A 15,119-nucleotide genomic window follows, 5' to 3' on the forward strand; every position below is an offset into this window, starting at 1 on the left:
TTGCCGTTTCAGTCGAGTCAGGGCAATGGCTTGACGATCATCAAGCTGCACGGCGCGTTATTCAGTAAGGTCTCGGCGGTACTGCCGATGAACTTATCGAGCCCGTGATGATAGACCGTACCGATTACAACCATATCGAAGGCATTCTGTTGGGCGAAAAGTCCAATCACCTTGTGGGGAATGCCGGTCAGTAGATGTCGGCATTTGCTCTCGATGCCATAGCGCTCTGCAAGCGCCTCAAAGGCCTCTTGCTGAGCATCGTTGACCGCGTCTCTCAAACTGCTATCCAGGCTGCGTGTCGGCACACTCATCGCAGCATCGCCCATCACCGACCAATTGTTGACATTGAGCAGGTGCAAGGCGGCGCCACAGGTGGCCGCCAGCGTAGAAGCCAGGTCGAGAATCCGGTCATTGAGCCCTTGGGTCATGTCCTCCAGATGGGACAGGTCGATGGTCGCGAGAATTTTCAAGGGTTTGGGATGTCTGGATTCGGTAACCAGGTGCAAGTGGCCCGGACAATCGCGCAGTAACAGCCAGTCCAGAGGGCGGTGAAAAGCACGGTTGAGCGCCGGCACATAGTGGGTATCCTTGATCACCAGGTCCGCGTGGAAGTCATTCACGTACGAAAGCATGTGCGCCAAGGTTGATTTGGCCCATACCACTTCAGTGCTCACCTGCAACCCCGCGCACCGTTGAAACCTGGCTTGCTGCTCCAGCCAGTGTCGATGCACCTGCAAGTAGCCCTCCCGTGCCTGGGCCATCGCGTCATGGTCAAACAGGCCGGCCACCGCCAGCGTCTGGACATAATCGAACGCCACGATGTGCAACATGGCACCGGTTGCGCAGGCCAGTGCCTGCGCTCGATCAAACGCCGGGGTGCGGGTCATTTCGGCGGGGGCGATCAATAGGATTCTTTTGAGTTTGAGCATCACATACCTCGTCCTGGGAGCGCTTTACTGCCTGACTGCAAGCTCGATTTCCCGCGCAGGTTTTGTGTCGTAGCTGACTACTTGCGAGGCGCCTTTTCGGCCATCCGACTGGCGCGCAGGTTTGCCTCATCGGCAGCGCGCTGCGCCTGTTCCGCTTTGATGTACGCCTCATCGGCCCGCAGCCGTGCGGTCGCGGCATTATTTTCGGCGGACTCCAATCGGGCGTCGATTTCCTGGGCGTGCCGATGACTGCAACCGGCTGTCGTTGCCAACAGAATGCTCAGCAAGGTAATGGACAAGCGCATGTTCATGGTTTTCCCTCGGTGCATGACAACTGGAAAAGCTTCCGATAGTTGACCCCAGTATCTGACGCCATCGCCTGCACACTCTGATTTTTGTCAACTAATGGCCCGCCGGCGATTAGTGAAGCACTCACTGCAGCCTTGTTGATTTAGCTCAATGTCCTGGCGTCGCTCAGGCGTAAAAAAAAAGCAACGGACGCTGCGTCCCGTCAATACCGGATCAAAAAGAGGCCACCGTCATGAGCGACTTGAGTCTGCGCAAAATCATCATGGAAGAGCTTGAATTCAAGCCTGATATCGACGCCGCCAGCATTGGCGTTGCCGTGGACAATGGCGTTGTCACCCTCTCCGGTCACGTCAACAGCTATGCACAGAAAGTCAGTGCGGAGCGCGCGGTAAAAGGCATCAAAGGGGTGCGCGCTGTCGCCGATGAAATCCAGGTCAGGCTGGAGAAAGGAGCCGGCACCGCGGATGACATCATCGCGACCCGCGCCTTGAACATCATCAAATGGAGTGCCGACGTGCCCGACGGCGACATTAAAGTCATTGTGCGCAACGGCTGGATCACCCTTGAAGGTGAAGTGGACTGGCAGTACCAGAAAGAAGCCGCAGAGCGAGCCGTGCACAAATTGTCCGGCGTGATCGGTGTAGAAAACCGGCTCAGCCTCGTCCCCCGGGTGGACGTCGTCGATATCCAGCATCGTATTGAAGAAGCCCTCAAGCGCAACGCCGAAGTCGGCGCCAAGGAGATTCACGTCAGGGTCGATGGCGATGTGGTGAGGCTGGAAGGCAGAGTTCATTTGTGGCGCGAGCGCCGAATAGCGGAACGGGCGGCGTGGTCGGTGCCAGGGGTGAGAGAGGTGGAGGATCATTTGCTGCTTGCTTGAGCCGATCAACCTGCAATCGCCCCAGGTGCCCCAAGGATTGCCTGTTCGACCCACGTTTCCTTTCTGAGCGAAGGTCATGAAAAAAAATCACCAATGGAACCTGTCTTACTTCGCGATCGCGTTTGTCGTGTTCACCCTCGCTCAATTTCTGTTTATTGATCGTCGTGGCGTCCAGAGCATTCCCTACAGTCAGTTTCTGCAATTGCTGAACGAGCAAAAGGTCAGTGATTTAAGGGTCGAGAAAGATCAGATCAGCGGCAAACTGCAGGCGCCCATTGACGGGCACAACCTGTTCTCCACCGTGCGGGTCGATCCGGCGCTGGCGACGGATCTCGCGCAATCGGGTGTCGGTTTTACCGGGGTCAACGAAAATACCTTTTTGAATGGACTGCTGGGCTGGCTATTGCCGTTTTTCCTGATCATGGTGATCTGGCATTTTCTGTTTCGCGGCATGGCGGAAAAACAAGGCATCGGCGGGTTGATGAACATCGGCAAGTCGCGGGCCAAGGTATTCGTCCAGCGCGATACCGGCGTGACCTTCGCCGATGTCGCGGGTATCGATGAAGCCAAGGCCGAACTGGTAGAAATCGTCTCTTTTCTCAAGGACAAGGCCAAATACGCACGATTGGGGGCGCACATTCCCAAGGGCACCTTATTGGTCGGCCCGCCGGGAACCGGCAAAACCCTGGTGGCCAAAGCCATCGCGGGTGAAGCCGGTGTGCCGTTTTTCTCGATTTCGGGCTCGGAATTCGTCGAAATGTTCGTTGGCGTGGGTGCCGCCCGTGTGCACGACTTGTTCGAGCAAGCGCGGCAGGCGGCGCCCTGCATCATCTTCATCGACGAACTGGATGCGCTGGGCAAAATGCGCGGTGTCGGTGCATTTGGCGGCAATGACGAAAAGGAGCAAACCCTCAACCAGTTACTGTCAGAACTCGACGGATTCGATCCCCGTGAGGGCGTTGTATTGCTGGCCGCGACCAATCGGCCGGAGATCCTGGACCCGGCGCTGCTACGAGCCGGCCGGATCGACCGCCAGGTGCTGATTGATCGTCCTGACCGTAAAGGCCGGCAAGCGATCCTCAAGGTCCATCTTCAAAAAATCACCGTGGAGCCCGGTCTGGATGGCGAGCGCATTGCCGAAATCACCACCGGCTTCACGGGCGCAGATCTGGCAAACCTGGTCAACGAAGCGGCGATCGTGGCCACGCGTCGTGGCGCCGAAGCGGTCAGCCTGGATGACTTCACGGCGGCAGTGGAACGAATCGTCGCGGGGGTTGAACGCAAGAGTAGCGTGCTACGCCCCGACGAGCGCCAGGTGGTGGCGTATCACGAGATGGGGCATGCCCTGGCCGCCAGTAGCCTGCCAGCCATGGACCCCGTTCACAAAGTCTCCATTGTGCCTCGCACCATGGGCTCGCTGGGCTATACGTTGCAACGACCGACCGGGGATCACTTCCTCATGAGTTGCCAAATGCTCAAGGACCGGATTGTCGTCCTGATGGCAGGACGCGCCGCCGAATACCTTGCTTATGGTCAGATTTCTACCGGGGCTGCCGATGACCTGGCCCGCGCCACCGATATCGCCCGCCAATTGATCACCCGGTTTGGCATGAGCACCGAACTCGGACAGTCGGTGCTGGAGCGGCAAAGCACGACCTATCTGGGCGAACGTATGCAGGGTATTGGCGAGAAAGACTATTCGGAACAAACGGCCAGAGAAGTGGACCTGGGTATTCGCGCCCTGCTCGATGAAGCCTATGGGCGGGCAAAAGTCCTGCTTGACAGTCGTCGGGGTGATCTGGACGCAGGTGCACACCTGTTGCTGCAAAAGGAAACCCTGACGCCCGCAGAGTTTCCACCGCTCATGCCGATCAAAACCGCCCCTGTATCCGCCCCACTGGCCGTGGCGCCCACCTGAGGAGCGTGTCTTGTTGTCAGCCCTTAGCGCCGACCACCACGCATCAGCTACCGCCGGAGGTTCGCCATGCTGGCAGTCACCTTGATCAATACACTGGTGGTGATCATCGTGGTGGTGATCCACTATGAATGCCTGTTGCGTCTGAATGATTGGTTGCCGCGGCTCAAGCTTTGGAGCCGTTTCAGGATTGTCGCCGGGGTATTCGGCGCCCTGCTGGCCCACGCGCTGGAAGTCTGGTGCTTCGCGCTGGTCTATTACCTGATGGTGCGCTCCGGCGAATGGGGCGGCCTGACGGGCAACTTCGATGGTTCGCTGCTGGACTGTGTCTATTTTTCCTTTACGACTTACACCACGATCGGTTTCGGCGATATTTCACCCGTGGGCAATCTCAAGTACCTGACCGGCTTGCAGGCGTTGACGGGGCTGGTGCTCATTAGCTGGACGGCTTCGTTTCTCTTTCTCGAAATGCAGAAATACTGGAAGAGCAAATAGCCGACAGCGGCGGCGGAAGCCTTCTGCCCGCTCGCCTGTCGGTGTGGAATAAACGACCTGGCACTCTTCAGACCGCCAGGACGCTGCAAGGCACCTGATACAAAATATGCTCGGTTGTGCTGCCCAGAAGCTTGTCCACCCCATGGGATTGAACTTTGCCCATCACAATCACATCCACGTGATGATCGTGGGCGAACTCGCTCAGCGCCGTGACGGGGTTTCCTGAGATGAAATGTCGACGATCAGAGGGCACACCGTACCGACCCGCCAATTTGAGGAACGATTTTTCCAGGTCTCTGCGCAGCGCTTTGGTGAGGTCAGCCAGCGTCAGACCGCCCATGTCCGCCAGAAAGGCGGCGGAAATATTGCAGGCGTACAGCAAATGCAACTCGGCATCACACTGCAGGGCGAGGCTGCTCGCTTGCTGGATGATCCGGTCATTGAGCTCGTCGTCGGGAGACTCGGTGTCCGACACTTCGACCGCCGCCACAATCCTGCGAGGCAGGGCAAGGCCGCTCCCGCCCACCAGATAAACCGGTACCGGGCAGTGACGGAGCAAATGCCAATCCACAGGCGTGAAAAAGGCACGTTTGAGCGCTGACTCATGCTGAACTTCCTTGATCAACAGGTCGGGCTGCATCTCCGAGACGTGATCGAGGATGTCTTGCGTGAGGTCATCGGCCCAGGCCACCTCTGTGGTCACATTGATCCCCCGGCCACGCAGATTGTTTGCCTGGTTCTTTAGCCAGTCATGATGGTCTTGCAGGTAACTCTCCCGAGCCTTTTCCCGGTCGCCTTCTTCAAGTAGCGACAACATTTTCAACGAAGGAATAAAGGCGGCAATATGCAATTTCGCGCCGCTGGCTTTGGCCAGTGCTGCAGCATGATTGATTGCCTCGGAATGGCGCAGGGCCGGGTTGATGATCAGTAACAATTGTTGATACTGGCTCATGATCTGCCTCCAGTCAGGTGGGTGTTCGACGCTGCGGCCAGTTGCCGAGGTCAGCGATGGCGTCCTCGCTGGTTCAAGCACCAGCGTGGTTCCAGAATCCTCCTGCGGCGCCTGCGTGCCCTTGATTTAAATCAGATCCCCCGTACACACCGGTCCTCAGCCATCGGCCAGTGGCGTCCATTGCCAGTTCAGTACCTCGGGCATGTCTTGCCCATGCTCGATGAGGTAAAGCTTGTGTCTCTCCATGGTCGACCAATAACGCGACCGCGCGGTTTGCACTTGATCGTGCAGACGGGGTACCCGTTCGATGACGTCCAGCGCCAGTTGATAACGGTCCAGGTTGTTGATCACCGCCATGTCGAACGGTGTTGTGGTCGCGCCCTCCTCCTTGAAGCCACGAACGTGGAAATTCTCATGATTATTGCGCTTGTACAGCAGTCGGTGGATCAGCGCAGGGTAGCCATGGAAGGCGAAAATCACCGGCTTATCGACCGTGAACAGCTCGTCAAACGCCGTGTCCGGCAAACCATGGGGATGCTGGAAGGATGGCTGCAGCACCATCAGGTCGACCACATTGACCACCCTCACCCGCAGATCCGGTACGTACTCGCGCAACAGGGTCACGGCGGCCAGGGTTTCCAGGGTCGGGACGTCACCGGCGCAGGCCATGACCACGTCCGGGTCCTGATCATCCCGGCATGCCCAGTCCCATCGACCGATGCCGGTTTGGCAATGGCGGATGGCCGCATCGATATCCAGCCACTGCCATTCCGGTTGCTTGCCGGCGACGATGACGTTGATGTAGTTACGGCTGCGTAAACAGTGATCGGCGACCGATAGCAGGCAATTGGCATCGGGCGGCAGGTAGATCCGCACCACGTCCGACTTTTTATTCGCCACCAGATCGATGAACCCGGGGTCCTGGTGGGAGAAACCGTTATGGTCCTGGCGCCAGACATGGGACGTCAGTAAATAATTGAGCGAAGCAACGGGCTTGCGCCAGGGCACCTCGGCGGCGGTTTTAAGCCACTTGGCATGCTGATTGACCATCGAATCGACGATATGGATGAACGCCTCGTAACAGGACAGCAAACCATGGCGGCCCGTCAGCAAATAGCCTTCGAGCCAGCCTTCGCACACCTGCTCGCTGAGGATCTCCATCACCCGGCCGTCGACCGACAGGTTCACATCGTCCGGCTCCAGCGGCTCCATCCATACTTTGGCGCTGACCTCGTAGACCGCATCCAGTCGGTTCGAGGCCGTTTCATCCGGGCCGAACAGACGAAAGTTTTTCGCGAGCAAATTATTTTTCATGACATCGCGCAAAAACGTACCCAGCACCCGGGTGGCCTCTGCGCGAAGGCTGCCAGGCACCTCGAGTTGCACCGCGTAGTCGGTGAACTGCGGCAGGTCCAGCGCACGCAGCAACACGCCACCGTTGGCGTGGGGATTGGCACTCATGCGTCGGTGCCCGGTGGGTGCCAGTGCAGCGATTTCGGGCAGCAAGGCGCCCGTTGCATCAAACAGTTCGTCGGGACGATAGCTTTCGAGCCATTCCTCCAATTGCCGCAGATGAATCGGCTGCTGAAAATCGGCCAGCGGCACTTGATGCGCGCGACAGGTGCCCTCAACCCGATGGCCATCGACGAATTTCGGGCCGGTCCAGCCTTTGGGCGTGCGCAATACCAGCATTGGCCAAAGCGGTCGCGCCGGTGGTCCGGATAGCCCGGGCCGACGCGCCTCGCGCTGGATTTCACGAATTTTCAGCACCATCGTGTCCAGCGTTTGTGCCAGTGCCTGATGCACCTGCACCGGGTCGTCACCTTCGACGAAATACGGGTCGTAGCCATAGCCATACATCAGGGCTGACAATTCCTCCTCACTGATTCTGGACAGCACCGTGGGGTTGGCAATTTTGTAGCCGTTGAGGTGCAGGATCGGCAATACCGCGCCGTCACGCGCCGGGTTGAGGAATTTGTTGGAATGCCAACTGGCGGCCAGCGTCCCTGTTTCGGCCTCGCCGTCACCGATCACGCAGGCGACGATCAGCTCAGGATTATCAAACGCGGCGCCATAGGCATGGGCCAGGCTATAGCCCAGTTCGCCGCCTTCATGGATCGATCCCGGAATCTGCGCGGACACATGGCTGGAGATTCCGTAAGGCCAGGAAAACTGCCGAAACAGGCGAACCAGTCCGTTGGTGTTGCGTTCCACCGAAGGATAAAACTCGGTATACGTCCCTTCCAGATAAGTCTGTGCCACCACCGCTGGCCCACCATGACCGGGGCCGGCAACGAAGAGCATGTTCAAGTCGTAGTGGTTGATCAGTCGATTGAGGTGGGTGTAGATCAGGTTCAGCCCCGGCGTCGTGCCCCAATGGCCCAGCAGTCGCGGCTTGATGTGGCCCAGGGTCAGGGGCACCTTCAGCAAGGGGTTGTCTTTGAGGTAGATCTGCCCGACCGCCAGATAATTGGACGCCCGCCAATAGGCATCCAGCCCTTCCAGTTGCTCGTTACTCAGAAAATCGCTCATGAATTTCTCCGCCAACGGCCCGGCCTGCCCATAGTCATTCGAGGATTCTGGGAGTCTGAAACGCTCAGGACTTGATTTACATCAAGTCTCACCGCCTGCGACTCCGTTGAATGGCGTGGGAGCGCTGTGAAAGCCGGTCCGCAGGGCGCGTATTTCCCCGTTCGTCGATTACCCCCGACGATCGCCCGAATGAAGTGCGCGCCCGAAGACCCACCATCTATGCTTAGAGCACTTCCAGATGGCGTCCCCCTCCCATGCCTGAAACCCGCCCCCTTCAAGTTCATCACCTCAAGGCCGCGTGCTCCAGCTGCAGCGTGTTGGAATTGTGCCTGCCGATTGGCCTGAGCGGCGCGGAAGTCGAGCGACTGGATACGCTGATTGTGCAACGTTTCAAGGTTAAAAAGGGTGCCGCGCTGTACCGCACGGGTGATCCATTGCGTTCGCTTTACGCGGTCCGTATTGGCTCATTCAAGACCAGCGTGTTGTCAGTCGATGGTCGTGAACAGGTCACGGGTTTTCACATACCCGGCGAGATGCTCGGTCTGGATGCCATCAGTGCCGATGAGCACGCTTGCAATGCGTTTGCCCTGGAGGACAGCGAAGTCTGCCCCATCCACTACGCGCAACTTGAGAAACTCGCGCAAAACCTGCCGTCGCTGCAGCACAACCTGAACAGGCTCCTGAGCCGTGAAATCGTGCGTGATCACAGCATGTTGATGCTGATGGGCAATATGAACTCGGATGAGCGGCTGGCGGCTTTTCTGCTGAACCTGTCGCAACGTTTCAGTATCCGTGGCTATTCATCCAGGGACTTCGTGCTGAAAATGCGTCGCGAAGAAATCGGCTCTTACCTTGGGCTGCGCCTGGAAACCATCTGCCGGGGCATTGCGCACCTGCGGGATCAGGGATTGGTAGACATAGCGGGCCGAGACGTCAAAATCCAGAACATGGAAGGGCTCAAGCAGCTGGTCGCGGGCTGTCATCGCTCCCCACGCTGACACCCGCACGTCTGGAGGATTGTCATGCGTGCCATGGTTCTGCGTATCCCCGGCCAACCGCTGCAAGCGGAAGAACGCCCCATCCCGACACCCGGCCCACACCAACTGTTAATCAAAGTCCTGGCTTGCGGCGTGTGCCGTACCGACCTGCACCTGGTGGACGGTGAGTTACCACAAGCGGTACTGCCGCGGGTGCCGGGGCATGAAATCGTTGGCGAAGTCATGGCGGTGGGTGCAGACGTCACCTCCGACTGGATCGGCCAGCGAGTGGGCGTTCCATGGCTGGGCTGGACCTGCGGTCAGTGCGTGTTCTGCCGTTCCGGCCGAGAGAATCTTTGTGATCAAGCGCAGTTCACCGGTTGTCATCTGGACGGTGGTTACGCCGAATACACCGTGGCCGACAGGCGTTTCTGTTTCGCGATTCCCGCCGTGCTCTCGGACATTCAAGCAGCACCGATGTTGTGTGCCGGGCTGATCGGCTTTCGGGCCCTGCAAATGGCCAAAGACGCACGCCACCTGGGCCTGTATGGTTTCGGTGCGGCAGCGCATCTGGCAATTCAGGTGGCGCGCGGTCGGGGGCAGCGGGTGTATGCGTTCACCCGGCCGGAGGACAGCGAAGGCCAGGCCTATGCCCGATCCTTGGGGGCCGAGTGGGCCGGCCCGCCGGATCAGCCTCCACCACACCTGCTCGATGCCAGCCTGATTTTCGCCCCCGTAGGCGCGCTGGTGCCGGCGGCGCTGGCCGTTACCGTCAAGGGCGGCTGCGTGATTTGCGCCGGTATTCACATGAGCGACATCCCCGCTTTTCCTTATCGCCTGCTGTGGGGCGAGCGTAGCGTCCGTTCGGTGGCCAACCTGACCCGCGAAGACGGCACGAGGTTTTTTGAAGTGTTGCAGCACACGCCCGTGCACTGCGACATCACCCGTTTTGCTCTGGACGACGCCAATCAGGCACTGGCGTTTTTGAGGGCCGGTCAGTTCAATGGCGCGATCGTGCTCACCCCCTGATGCCCGCCCCGACCGCCAGAATACTGCCCGGCACCGAATACAGCGCCCGTTCTGTGTTGCTGCCGATCAAGCGGTCGATCCCGACCCGGTGCACCGTGCCCATCACCACCACATCGGCCAGGTATTGCTCGACAAATTCGCTGATCACCGGCACCGGCAGGCCCAGCACAAAATGCCGACGTTCCGGTGGAACGCCATAACGATCGGCCAGGGTGACGAAGGCCAGATGCAGGGATTCACGCAACGCCTCAACGTAGTCCTCGCTCCAGCCACCGCCGCTCAGCGGCACATCGCCATTGAACGCTGGCGACAAGTCATAGGCGTAAAGCAGGTGCAGCGGCGCGTCGCATTGCAAGGCCAGTGCGTTGGCGGTCTGAATGATGGTGTCGTTCAGACCACTGATGTGTGTCGACGGATCAAACGGGTCCACCGCAGCGACGACCCGGTGCGGCAAACCGTAACGGGCATGGTTGACCAGGTGCACGGGGATCGGGCATTCGCGCAGCAAGTGACAATCCAGCGGAGTGATGAACACCCGCTTGAGCACTGGCTCCAGGGTGACATCCTTGATCAGCAGGTCGGGCTTGAGGTCTGCGACCGCGTTCAAAATGTCCGGCAGCGGATGGGTCGTGAACACAACTTTGACCGTTACCTCCAGCCCCAGACCGCTGAGCCGCTCGAGCTCTTCGGCCTCCCACCGGTGATAGCGGCGCAGATAGCGCTGATACCCTGCGTCGTCGACTTTCTCTTCCCACCTATGCACGATCGGCACCGGTTCGACAAAGGCCCGCACATCCAGCACAGCCCCACTCGCCTTGGCCAGCGCGACGGCACGCAGCATGGCGGGGGACGGATGCAGGGTTTGGTCGGCGATCAGCAACAAACGTTGATATTGACCCATCACACACCTCGGCTCGACACCGGTCGTTAAACGCCGGCGGTTTCAAGATGCGCCCGTTGCCCCCTCCCCCGGGTTGATTTACATCAAACACGCGCCAATCAATGCCCACGTGACGTCTCTCTGATCCAGATCAGATTCTGACGCCGACGGCGGTGTAGAAAGGAGTGAACTGCGGGGTTTTCCGCCGCGCGCCAACCTTTCAAACCGGATGGAGGATCACCCCATGCTCACTGTCAAAGACCACAATGATCGGGCCGCTGCCGCCTACGCCGCAGTCACCGGACAATACTGGATCGAAGCACTCAAGGACGGTCGCCATGTGCTGATCCGGCCGCTGGAGTCAAAAGATCGCGATCGTGAATACGCCTTTATCAAACGGCTATCTCCCGAGTCCCGGCACATGCGTTTCCTGGCGCAGATAAATGAACCCGGCGCCGCCATGCTTGACCAGTTGATGGACACCGATAACCAACAGCGCACGGCCTATATCGCACTGGTTCACGAAAACGGCCAGTTGATCGAGATCGGCATTAGCCGCTACGCCGCCACGGGCGAGCATGAGTGTGAATGCGCGGTGACGGTTGCCGATGAATGGAAGCACCTGGGGCTGGGCACGTTACTGATGGAACATCTGATCAAGGCTGCACGCAAGAACGGTTTTCGCCAAATGTACTCGGTGGACGCTTCCAGTAATGCGCCGATGCGCGACCTGGCGAAAGTCTTGGGTTTCGAGACGCACAATGATCCCGATGACAGTCGTCAGGTCATTCATCGTCTTTACCTGTAAAAAATCGCCCCGCGATGTTCCGGCCAACGGTTCATCGCGGGGCTATCCAGGTTCTCAGGATTGCAGCACTTTGCCCGGTTTTATTGCCAGCACGCTGCAAGGCGCCCGATGCAACAGTTGCTCGGCCGTGGTCCCCAATAACTTGCTCAACCCCTTGTGTTGCACCGTCCCCATCACGATGACATCGGTGCGGTGGTCGGCGGCAAATTCACAAATACTCGACACCGGGATGCCCTCGACGAAGTGCCTACATTCCGGTGGCACGCCGTGACGCTCTGCCAGGGCCGCAAATGCCTCGTGCTGAGCCACGCCCAACGCCTCATAAATCCCGACGGCCAGCGGCAGTGCACCAAACCCCATGTCCTGCGCATACATGGCGGTCCAGTCAAAGACATGCAACAGCTCAAGCCGGGCGCCACACTGTTCAGCCAGCTTGGTCGCCGCGTCGATAATCTGGTCGTTGAACACATGATCCTGGTCTTCGCTGCGCATCACATCGATGATGGCCAGCACGTTGTGGGGTCGTGGGTTGAGGGCGTTGGTCACCAGATGCACCGGCACCGGGCAATCGCGCAGCAGCTGCCAATCCAGTGGTGTGAAAAACACGCGTTTCAACGCCGATTCTTCCTGGGCATCCTTGATGATCAGCGCCAGCGGCATCTCGTTGACGAAGTGCAGGATCTCCTCGTAAGGATGCTGTACCCACACCACCTCGCTGGTGACCACGACCCCGTGCTTGCTCATCAGCGCGGCTTGCTCCGCGAGCCACTGCCGATGGGTTTGCAAGTACCCGTCCCGTGCCAGGCTGATTTGTTCTGGAGCGAACAGGCCGGCGACCGCCAAAGCCTGCAAATAATCGAACGCCACGATATGCAACGGCAATTGCATCGCGAGTGCCAACGCCGCGGCGCGGTCGAACGCCGACGTGCGGGTCATGGCTGGGGGAGCAATTAACAGTAAACGCTGAGTCTGCGACATGGGGCACCTCGGCACGCGGCCATCTGGATGAAGTGTTCAGGCATTCAGACTGAGCGTTCGAGCCGGAGGCGACTTGATCTTTATCAGCAACGACGTTCCGTTTGACATTAATCACGGCAGATAAAGTTGATCTTGATCAAACGATCGCGCCCCCCTTCCACCTAGCCTGAATCAAGGCTTAACGCTTCAATGGCAGTATCGGAGGGGCAATGATCGACTATGACCAGCAGTTGTTGGTAAGAGCATTGGACGCTGCGACAAATCCGGTATTGATCACAGAAAGGACGGGGTGCATCGTCTGGATCAATAAAGCGTTTTGCCTCTTGAGTGGCTATACCAAACCGGAACTGGTGGGGAAAACCCCGCACCTGCTCTCCTCGGGAAGACAAAGTACGACCTTCTATCGGGACCTGTGGCTGACGCTCCTGGCGGGCCTCACCTGGCAAGGTGAAATGGTCGAGCGACGCAAGGATGGCGGTAGCTGTACCGTCAATCAGGTCATCACCCCAGTGCTCGATCATCAAGGTGTGGTGACGCACTTCATCGCCATCTTGCACAATTTCACGTTGATGGATGACGAGCGCGCCAACATGCAGCAGTTGGCATTCCATGATCCCCTGACCGGGTTGCCTAACCGCAGGTTGTTTCTGAATCTGCTTGATCAGGCCATTAACTACGCCACGAAGAACCACCAGTCGTTCGCGTTGATGTTTATCGATCTGGATCGCTTCAAGTCGGTCAACGACACGTTGGGGCACGCCTGTGGCGACAAGCTGTTGGTAGCGGTGGCCGAGCGCTTGGGCCAGTCCGTGCGCAGATCCGATATTGTTTCTCGTTTAAGCGGGGACGAGTTCGCAATTCTGATCACGTGCATGGATCAAGTCGACCAGCTTGAGGCCTTGGCCCATAAACTAATCGCCGCCATCAATCAGCCCTTCATGATCGAGGCACAGAGTATTGAAGTACGCATAAGCGTCGGTATCAGCCTGTTTCCCGCTGATGGCGTCAGCGCCGAAGACTTGCTCGGTCAGGCTGACGGTGCGATGTACCAGGCAAAAAAAACCGGTGGCAATCTCTGCCGTTTCAGCCTTCTGACGCCAGTCTCTGATTGAGCATTCAATACACGGGCTTCAGTGCAACAAGGTGCCCACCCACATCGCCAGTGTCAGCAACACCTGGCCGGGGATCACATAAGCGGCGAACCGTCGTCCGCCGCTGACCCAGGCCACCAGGCATTTGCTCAGCGAGTTACTGCTGACAGCAATCAGCGCGGGGCCGGCAATGGCATCGAAAGGCACCAGCCCGGCCTTGGCCAGGGAGGCAATGGACGCCGTCGAGGAATGCGCATCGGCAAACCCGGTAAGGGTCGCGGTCAACATTACCCCGGCCTCGCCAAAGTGGCTGAGCATCACCGACGACAGAAACGTGATGCCGGTCATGGCCAGCGTGACGACCAGGGCCAGCTTGAGATTGAACGCACCACCCACCTTGATCGGCTGGTTGGTGCCGCTCGCAGATGCGGGAAACATCAAGCCCAGGCCATACAACGCCGTGGCAGCGGCACCGCACAGCAGCGGCCCCCACATGGGGCGCAGCAGATCGGTATCGACCGCCCCGAGGATCAGGCCGACCTGGGTGACGGTAGCCAAGTTGGACAGTATCGCTGCCGCGCTCAGAATTTTGATGTGTTCGGGCTCTTTGGTGACCAGATGTCCCATGGCGGCGATGGTCATGGTGCTGGACGCAAACCCGGAAGCGATGGCGCTGATCGCATAGCCATAACGGCTGCCCAAGGCACGCACAGCGATATGCCCCATCGCCCCCACTGCCATCAGCAATACGGTCAACGTGCAAATGGTGCGCAGGTTGATGGCGGCGTAGGGGCCGATGAAACGGTCCGGTGCCAATGGCAGCACCACCAGTGCAGCAATCAGTAACACCAACCCGTCGCGCATTTCCGCTTCGGTCAGTTGGCTGCGGGCAAAGTGGTGCAACTTCTGCCGGTACATCAGCAGCGCGGCAATCACCACGCCCATGACAATGGCCAGCTCAGGCGCGGTGCTACATAACGCGCCCAATACCAACACCGTGAGCAACGCCACTTCGCTGGTCACGCCCGGGTCATTGCTCAAGCTTCGCCAATACGCCACGCAGACCAGCATCGCCAGTCCGAACGCCATGATCCCCACCAGCAGGCCACCACCGACCACCATTGCCGCGTAACCCAACAACGCGGTAATCGCAAACGTGCGCAAGCCGGCACAGGCACGGCTGTCCCCTCGCCCCTTGTGCCGTTCGCGTTCAAGACCGATGAGCATGCCGATCCCCAGCGCAGCGGCCACTCCCGCCAGGCCCAAGGCTTCGATCATGGGTGCCCTGCCCTTATGTTCGCCATGGCGATCCCTCCAGTCCCCTGCTTGCGCTTGAGTTCAGCA

General features: G+C 58.9%; 14 protein-coding genes. 7 read left to right on the forward strand and 7 right to left on the reverse strand.

Translation table 11 applies throughout. The features are described 5' to 3' along the window. Positions 1 to 17 precede the first annotated feature (17 nt). Together F8N43_RS06040 and F8N43_RS06045 are read right to left on the reverse strand one after the other, a co-directional pair. Complete coding sequence (locus F8N43_RS06040; protein ID WP_150636539.1) at positions 18 to 929, reverse strand: universal stress protein; 912 nt, start codon at positions 927 to 929, stop codon at positions 18 to 20. 77 nt (positions 930 to 1,006) lie between these two features. Further along, the gene (locus F8N43_RS06045; protein WP_150629468.1) at positions 1,007 to 1,240 is read right to left on the reverse strand and encodes an Lpp/OprI family alanine-zipper lipoprotein; all 234 of its coding nucleotides are present in this window, start codon (positions 1,238 to 1,240) and stop codon (positions 1,007 to 1,009) included. A 230-nt stretch (positions 1,241 to 1,470) separates the two neighbouring features. On the opposite strand from F8N43_RS06045, the gene F8N43_RS06050 reads away from it, so the two are divergent. The 3 genes from F8N43_RS06050 (at position 1,471) to F8N43_RS06060 (ending at position 4,528) form a co-directional block, all read left to right on the forward strand. Beyond that, positions 1,471 to 2,118 (forward strand): BON domain-containing protein, encoded by a 648-nt coding sequence (locus F8N43_RS06050; protein WP_150629470.1) that lies wholly within the window; start codon positions 1,471 to 1,473, stop codon positions 2,116 to 2,118. A 76-nt stretch (positions 2,119 to 2,194) separates the two neighbouring features. Continuing rightward, positions 2,195 to 4,036 (forward strand): ATP-dependent zinc metalloprotease FtsH, encoded by a 1,842-nt coding sequence (gene ftsH / locus F8N43_RS06055; protein WP_150629472.1) that lies wholly within the window; start codon positions 2,195 to 2,197, stop codon positions 4,034 to 4,036. A 66-nt stretch (positions 4,037 to 4,102) separates the two neighbouring features. Beyond that, positions 4,103 to 4,528 (forward strand): potassium channel family protein, encoded by a 426-nt coding sequence (locus F8N43_RS06060; RefSeq protein ID WP_150629474.1) that lies wholly within the window; start codon positions 4,103 to 4,105, stop codon positions 4,526 to 4,528. A 67-nt stretch (positions 4,529 to 4,595) separates the two neighbouring features. Here the strand turns inward: F8N43_RS06060 and F8N43_RS06065 are convergent, their stop codons facing one another. Beyond that, positions 4,596 to 5,480 (reverse strand): universal stress protein, encoded by an 885-nt coding sequence (locus tag F8N43_RS06065; protein ID WP_150653399.1) that lies wholly within the window; start codon positions 5,478 to 5,480, stop codon positions 4,596 to 4,598. A gap of 156 nt (positions 5,481 to 5,636) precedes the next feature. Continuing rightward, a complete protein-coding gene (locus F8N43_RS06070; RefSeq protein WP_150653400.1) occupies positions 5,637 to 8,012 on the reverse strand; it encodes a phosphoketolase in 2,376 nt (791 codons plus the stop codon). 254 nt (positions 8,013 to 8,266) lie between these two features. On the opposite strand from F8N43_RS06070, the gene fnr reads away from it, so the two are divergent. Next, the gene (fnr, locus tag F8N43_RS06075) at positions 8,267 to 9,010 is read left to right on the forward strand and encodes a fumarate/nitrate reduction transcriptional regulator Fnr (RefSeq protein ID WP_150629480.1); all 744 of its coding nucleotides are present in this window, start codon (positions 8,267 to 8,269) and stop codon (positions 9,008 to 9,010) included. 24 nt (positions 9,011 to 9,034) lie between these two features. Next, entirely contained in the window at positions 9,035 to 10,018 is a 984-nt protein-coding gene (locus tag F8N43_RS06080; protein ID WP_150653401.1) for a zinc-dependent alcohol dehydrogenase family protein, read from the forward strand. Here F8N43_RS06080 and F8N43_RS06085 read toward each other — a convergent pair. Further along, complete coding sequence (locus F8N43_RS06085) at positions 10,008 to 10,919, reverse strand: universal stress protein (protein ID WP_150629484.1); 912 nt, start codon at positions 10,917 to 10,919, stop codon at positions 10,008 to 10,010. The two genes, F8N43_RS06080 and F8N43_RS06085, sit on opposite strands and share 11 nt — an antisense overlap. A gap of 223 nt (positions 10,920 to 11,142) precedes the next feature. On the opposite strand from F8N43_RS06085, the gene F8N43_RS06090 reads away from it, so the two are divergent. After that, positions 11,143 to 11,706, forward strand: coding sequence for a GNAT family N-acetyltransferase (locus F8N43_RS06090; RefSeq protein ID WP_150629486.1), 564 nt, complete (start codon positions 11,143 to 11,145; stop codon positions 11,704 to 11,706). Between the two features lie 54 nt (positions 11,707 to 11,760). On the opposite strand, the gene F8N43_RS06095 is transcribed toward F8N43_RS06090, so the two are convergent. Next, positions 11,761 to 12,684 (reverse strand): universal stress protein, encoded by a 924-nt coding sequence (locus F8N43_RS06095; RefSeq protein ID WP_150653402.1) that lies wholly within the window; start codon positions 12,682 to 12,684, stop codon positions 11,761 to 11,763. Between the two features lie 209 nt (positions 12,685 to 12,893). Between F8N43_RS06095 and F8N43_RS06100 the strand changes: the two genes are divergently transcribed. Continuing rightward, positions 12,894 to 13,796 carry a GGDEF domain-containing protein gene (locus tag F8N43_RS06100; protein ID WP_150653403.1) on the forward strand — a complete coding sequence of 301 codons (903 nt, stop codon included), beginning with the start codon at positions 12,894 to 12,896 and terminating at the stop codon, positions 13,794 to 13,796. A gap of 18 nt (positions 13,797 to 13,814) precedes the next feature. On the opposite strand, the gene F8N43_RS06105 is transcribed toward F8N43_RS06100, so the two are convergent. After that, on the reverse strand, positions 13,815 to 15,053 hold the full coding sequence (locus F8N43_RS06105) for an MgtC/SapB family protein (RefSeq protein ID WP_150653404.1): 1,239 nt from the start codon (positions 15,051 to 15,053) through the stop codon (positions 13,815 to 13,817). Between the last annotated feature and the right edge of the window lie 66 nt (positions 15,054 to 15,119).

The sequence above is a fragment of the Pseudomonas fluorescens genome, assembly GCF_902498065.1.
In the GTDB taxonomy this organism is placed as follows: domain Bacteria; phylum Pseudomonadota; class Gammaproteobacteria; order Pseudomonadales; family Pseudomonadaceae; genus Aquipseudomonas; species Aquipseudomonas fluorescens_BJ.

Excerpts from the sequence above, each read along its gene's own strand:
- F8N43_RS06040 (WP_150636539.1), bottom strand. The coding sequence starts at position 929 with ATGCTCAAACTCAAAAGAATCCTATTGATCGCCCCCGCCGAAATGACC.
- F8N43_RS06045 (WP_150629468.1), bottom strand. The coding sequence starts at position 1,240 with ATGAACATGCGCTTGTCCATTACCTTGCTGAGCATTCTGTTGGCAACG.
- F8N43_RS06050 (WP_150629470.1), top strand. The coding sequence starts at position 1,471 with ATGAGCGACTTGAGTCTGCGCAAAATCATCATGGAAGAGCTTGAATTC.
- ftsH (WP_150629472.1), top strand. The coding sequence starts at position 2,195 with ATGAAAAAAAATCACCAATGGAACCTGTCTTACTTCGCGATCGCGTTT.
- F8N43_RS06060 (WP_150629474.1), top strand. The coding sequence starts at position 4,103 with ATGCTGGCAGTCACCTTGATCAATACACTGGTGGTGATCATCGTGGTG.
- F8N43_RS06065 (WP_150653399.1), bottom strand. The coding sequence starts at position 5,480 with ATGAGCCAGTATCAACAATTGTTACTGATCATCAACCCGGCCCTGCGC.
- F8N43_RS06070 (WP_150653400.1), bottom strand. The coding sequence starts at position 8,012 with ATGAGCGATTTTCTGAGTAACGAGCAACTGGAAGGGCTGGATGCCTAT.
- fnr (WP_150629480.1), top strand. The coding sequence starts at position 8,267 with ATGCCTGAAACCCGCCCCCTTCAAGTTCATCACCTCAAGGCCGCGTGC.
- F8N43_RS06080 (WP_150653401.1), top strand. The coding sequence starts at position 9,035 with ATGCGTGCCATGGTTCTGCGTATCCCCGGCCAACCGCTGCAAGCGGAA.
- F8N43_RS06085 (WP_150629484.1), bottom strand. The coding sequence starts at position 10,919 with ATGGGTCAATATCAACGTTTGTTGCTGATCGCCGACCAAACCCTGCAT.
- F8N43_RS06090 (WP_150629486.1), top strand. The coding sequence starts at position 11,143 with ATGCTCACTGTCAAAGACCACAATGATCGGGCCGCTGCCGCCTACGCC.
- F8N43_RS06095 (WP_150653402.1), bottom strand. The coding sequence starts at position 12,684 with ATGTCGCAGACTCAGCGTTTACTGTTAATTGCTCCCCCAGCCATGACC.
- F8N43_RS06100 (WP_150653403.1), top strand. The coding sequence starts at position 12,894 with ATGATCGACTATGACCAGCAGTTGTTGGTAAGAGCATTGGACGCTGCG.
- F8N43_RS06105 (WP_150653404.1), bottom strand. The coding sequence starts at position 15,053 with ATGATCGAAGCCTTGGGCCTGGCGGGAGTGGCCGCTGCGCTGGGGATC.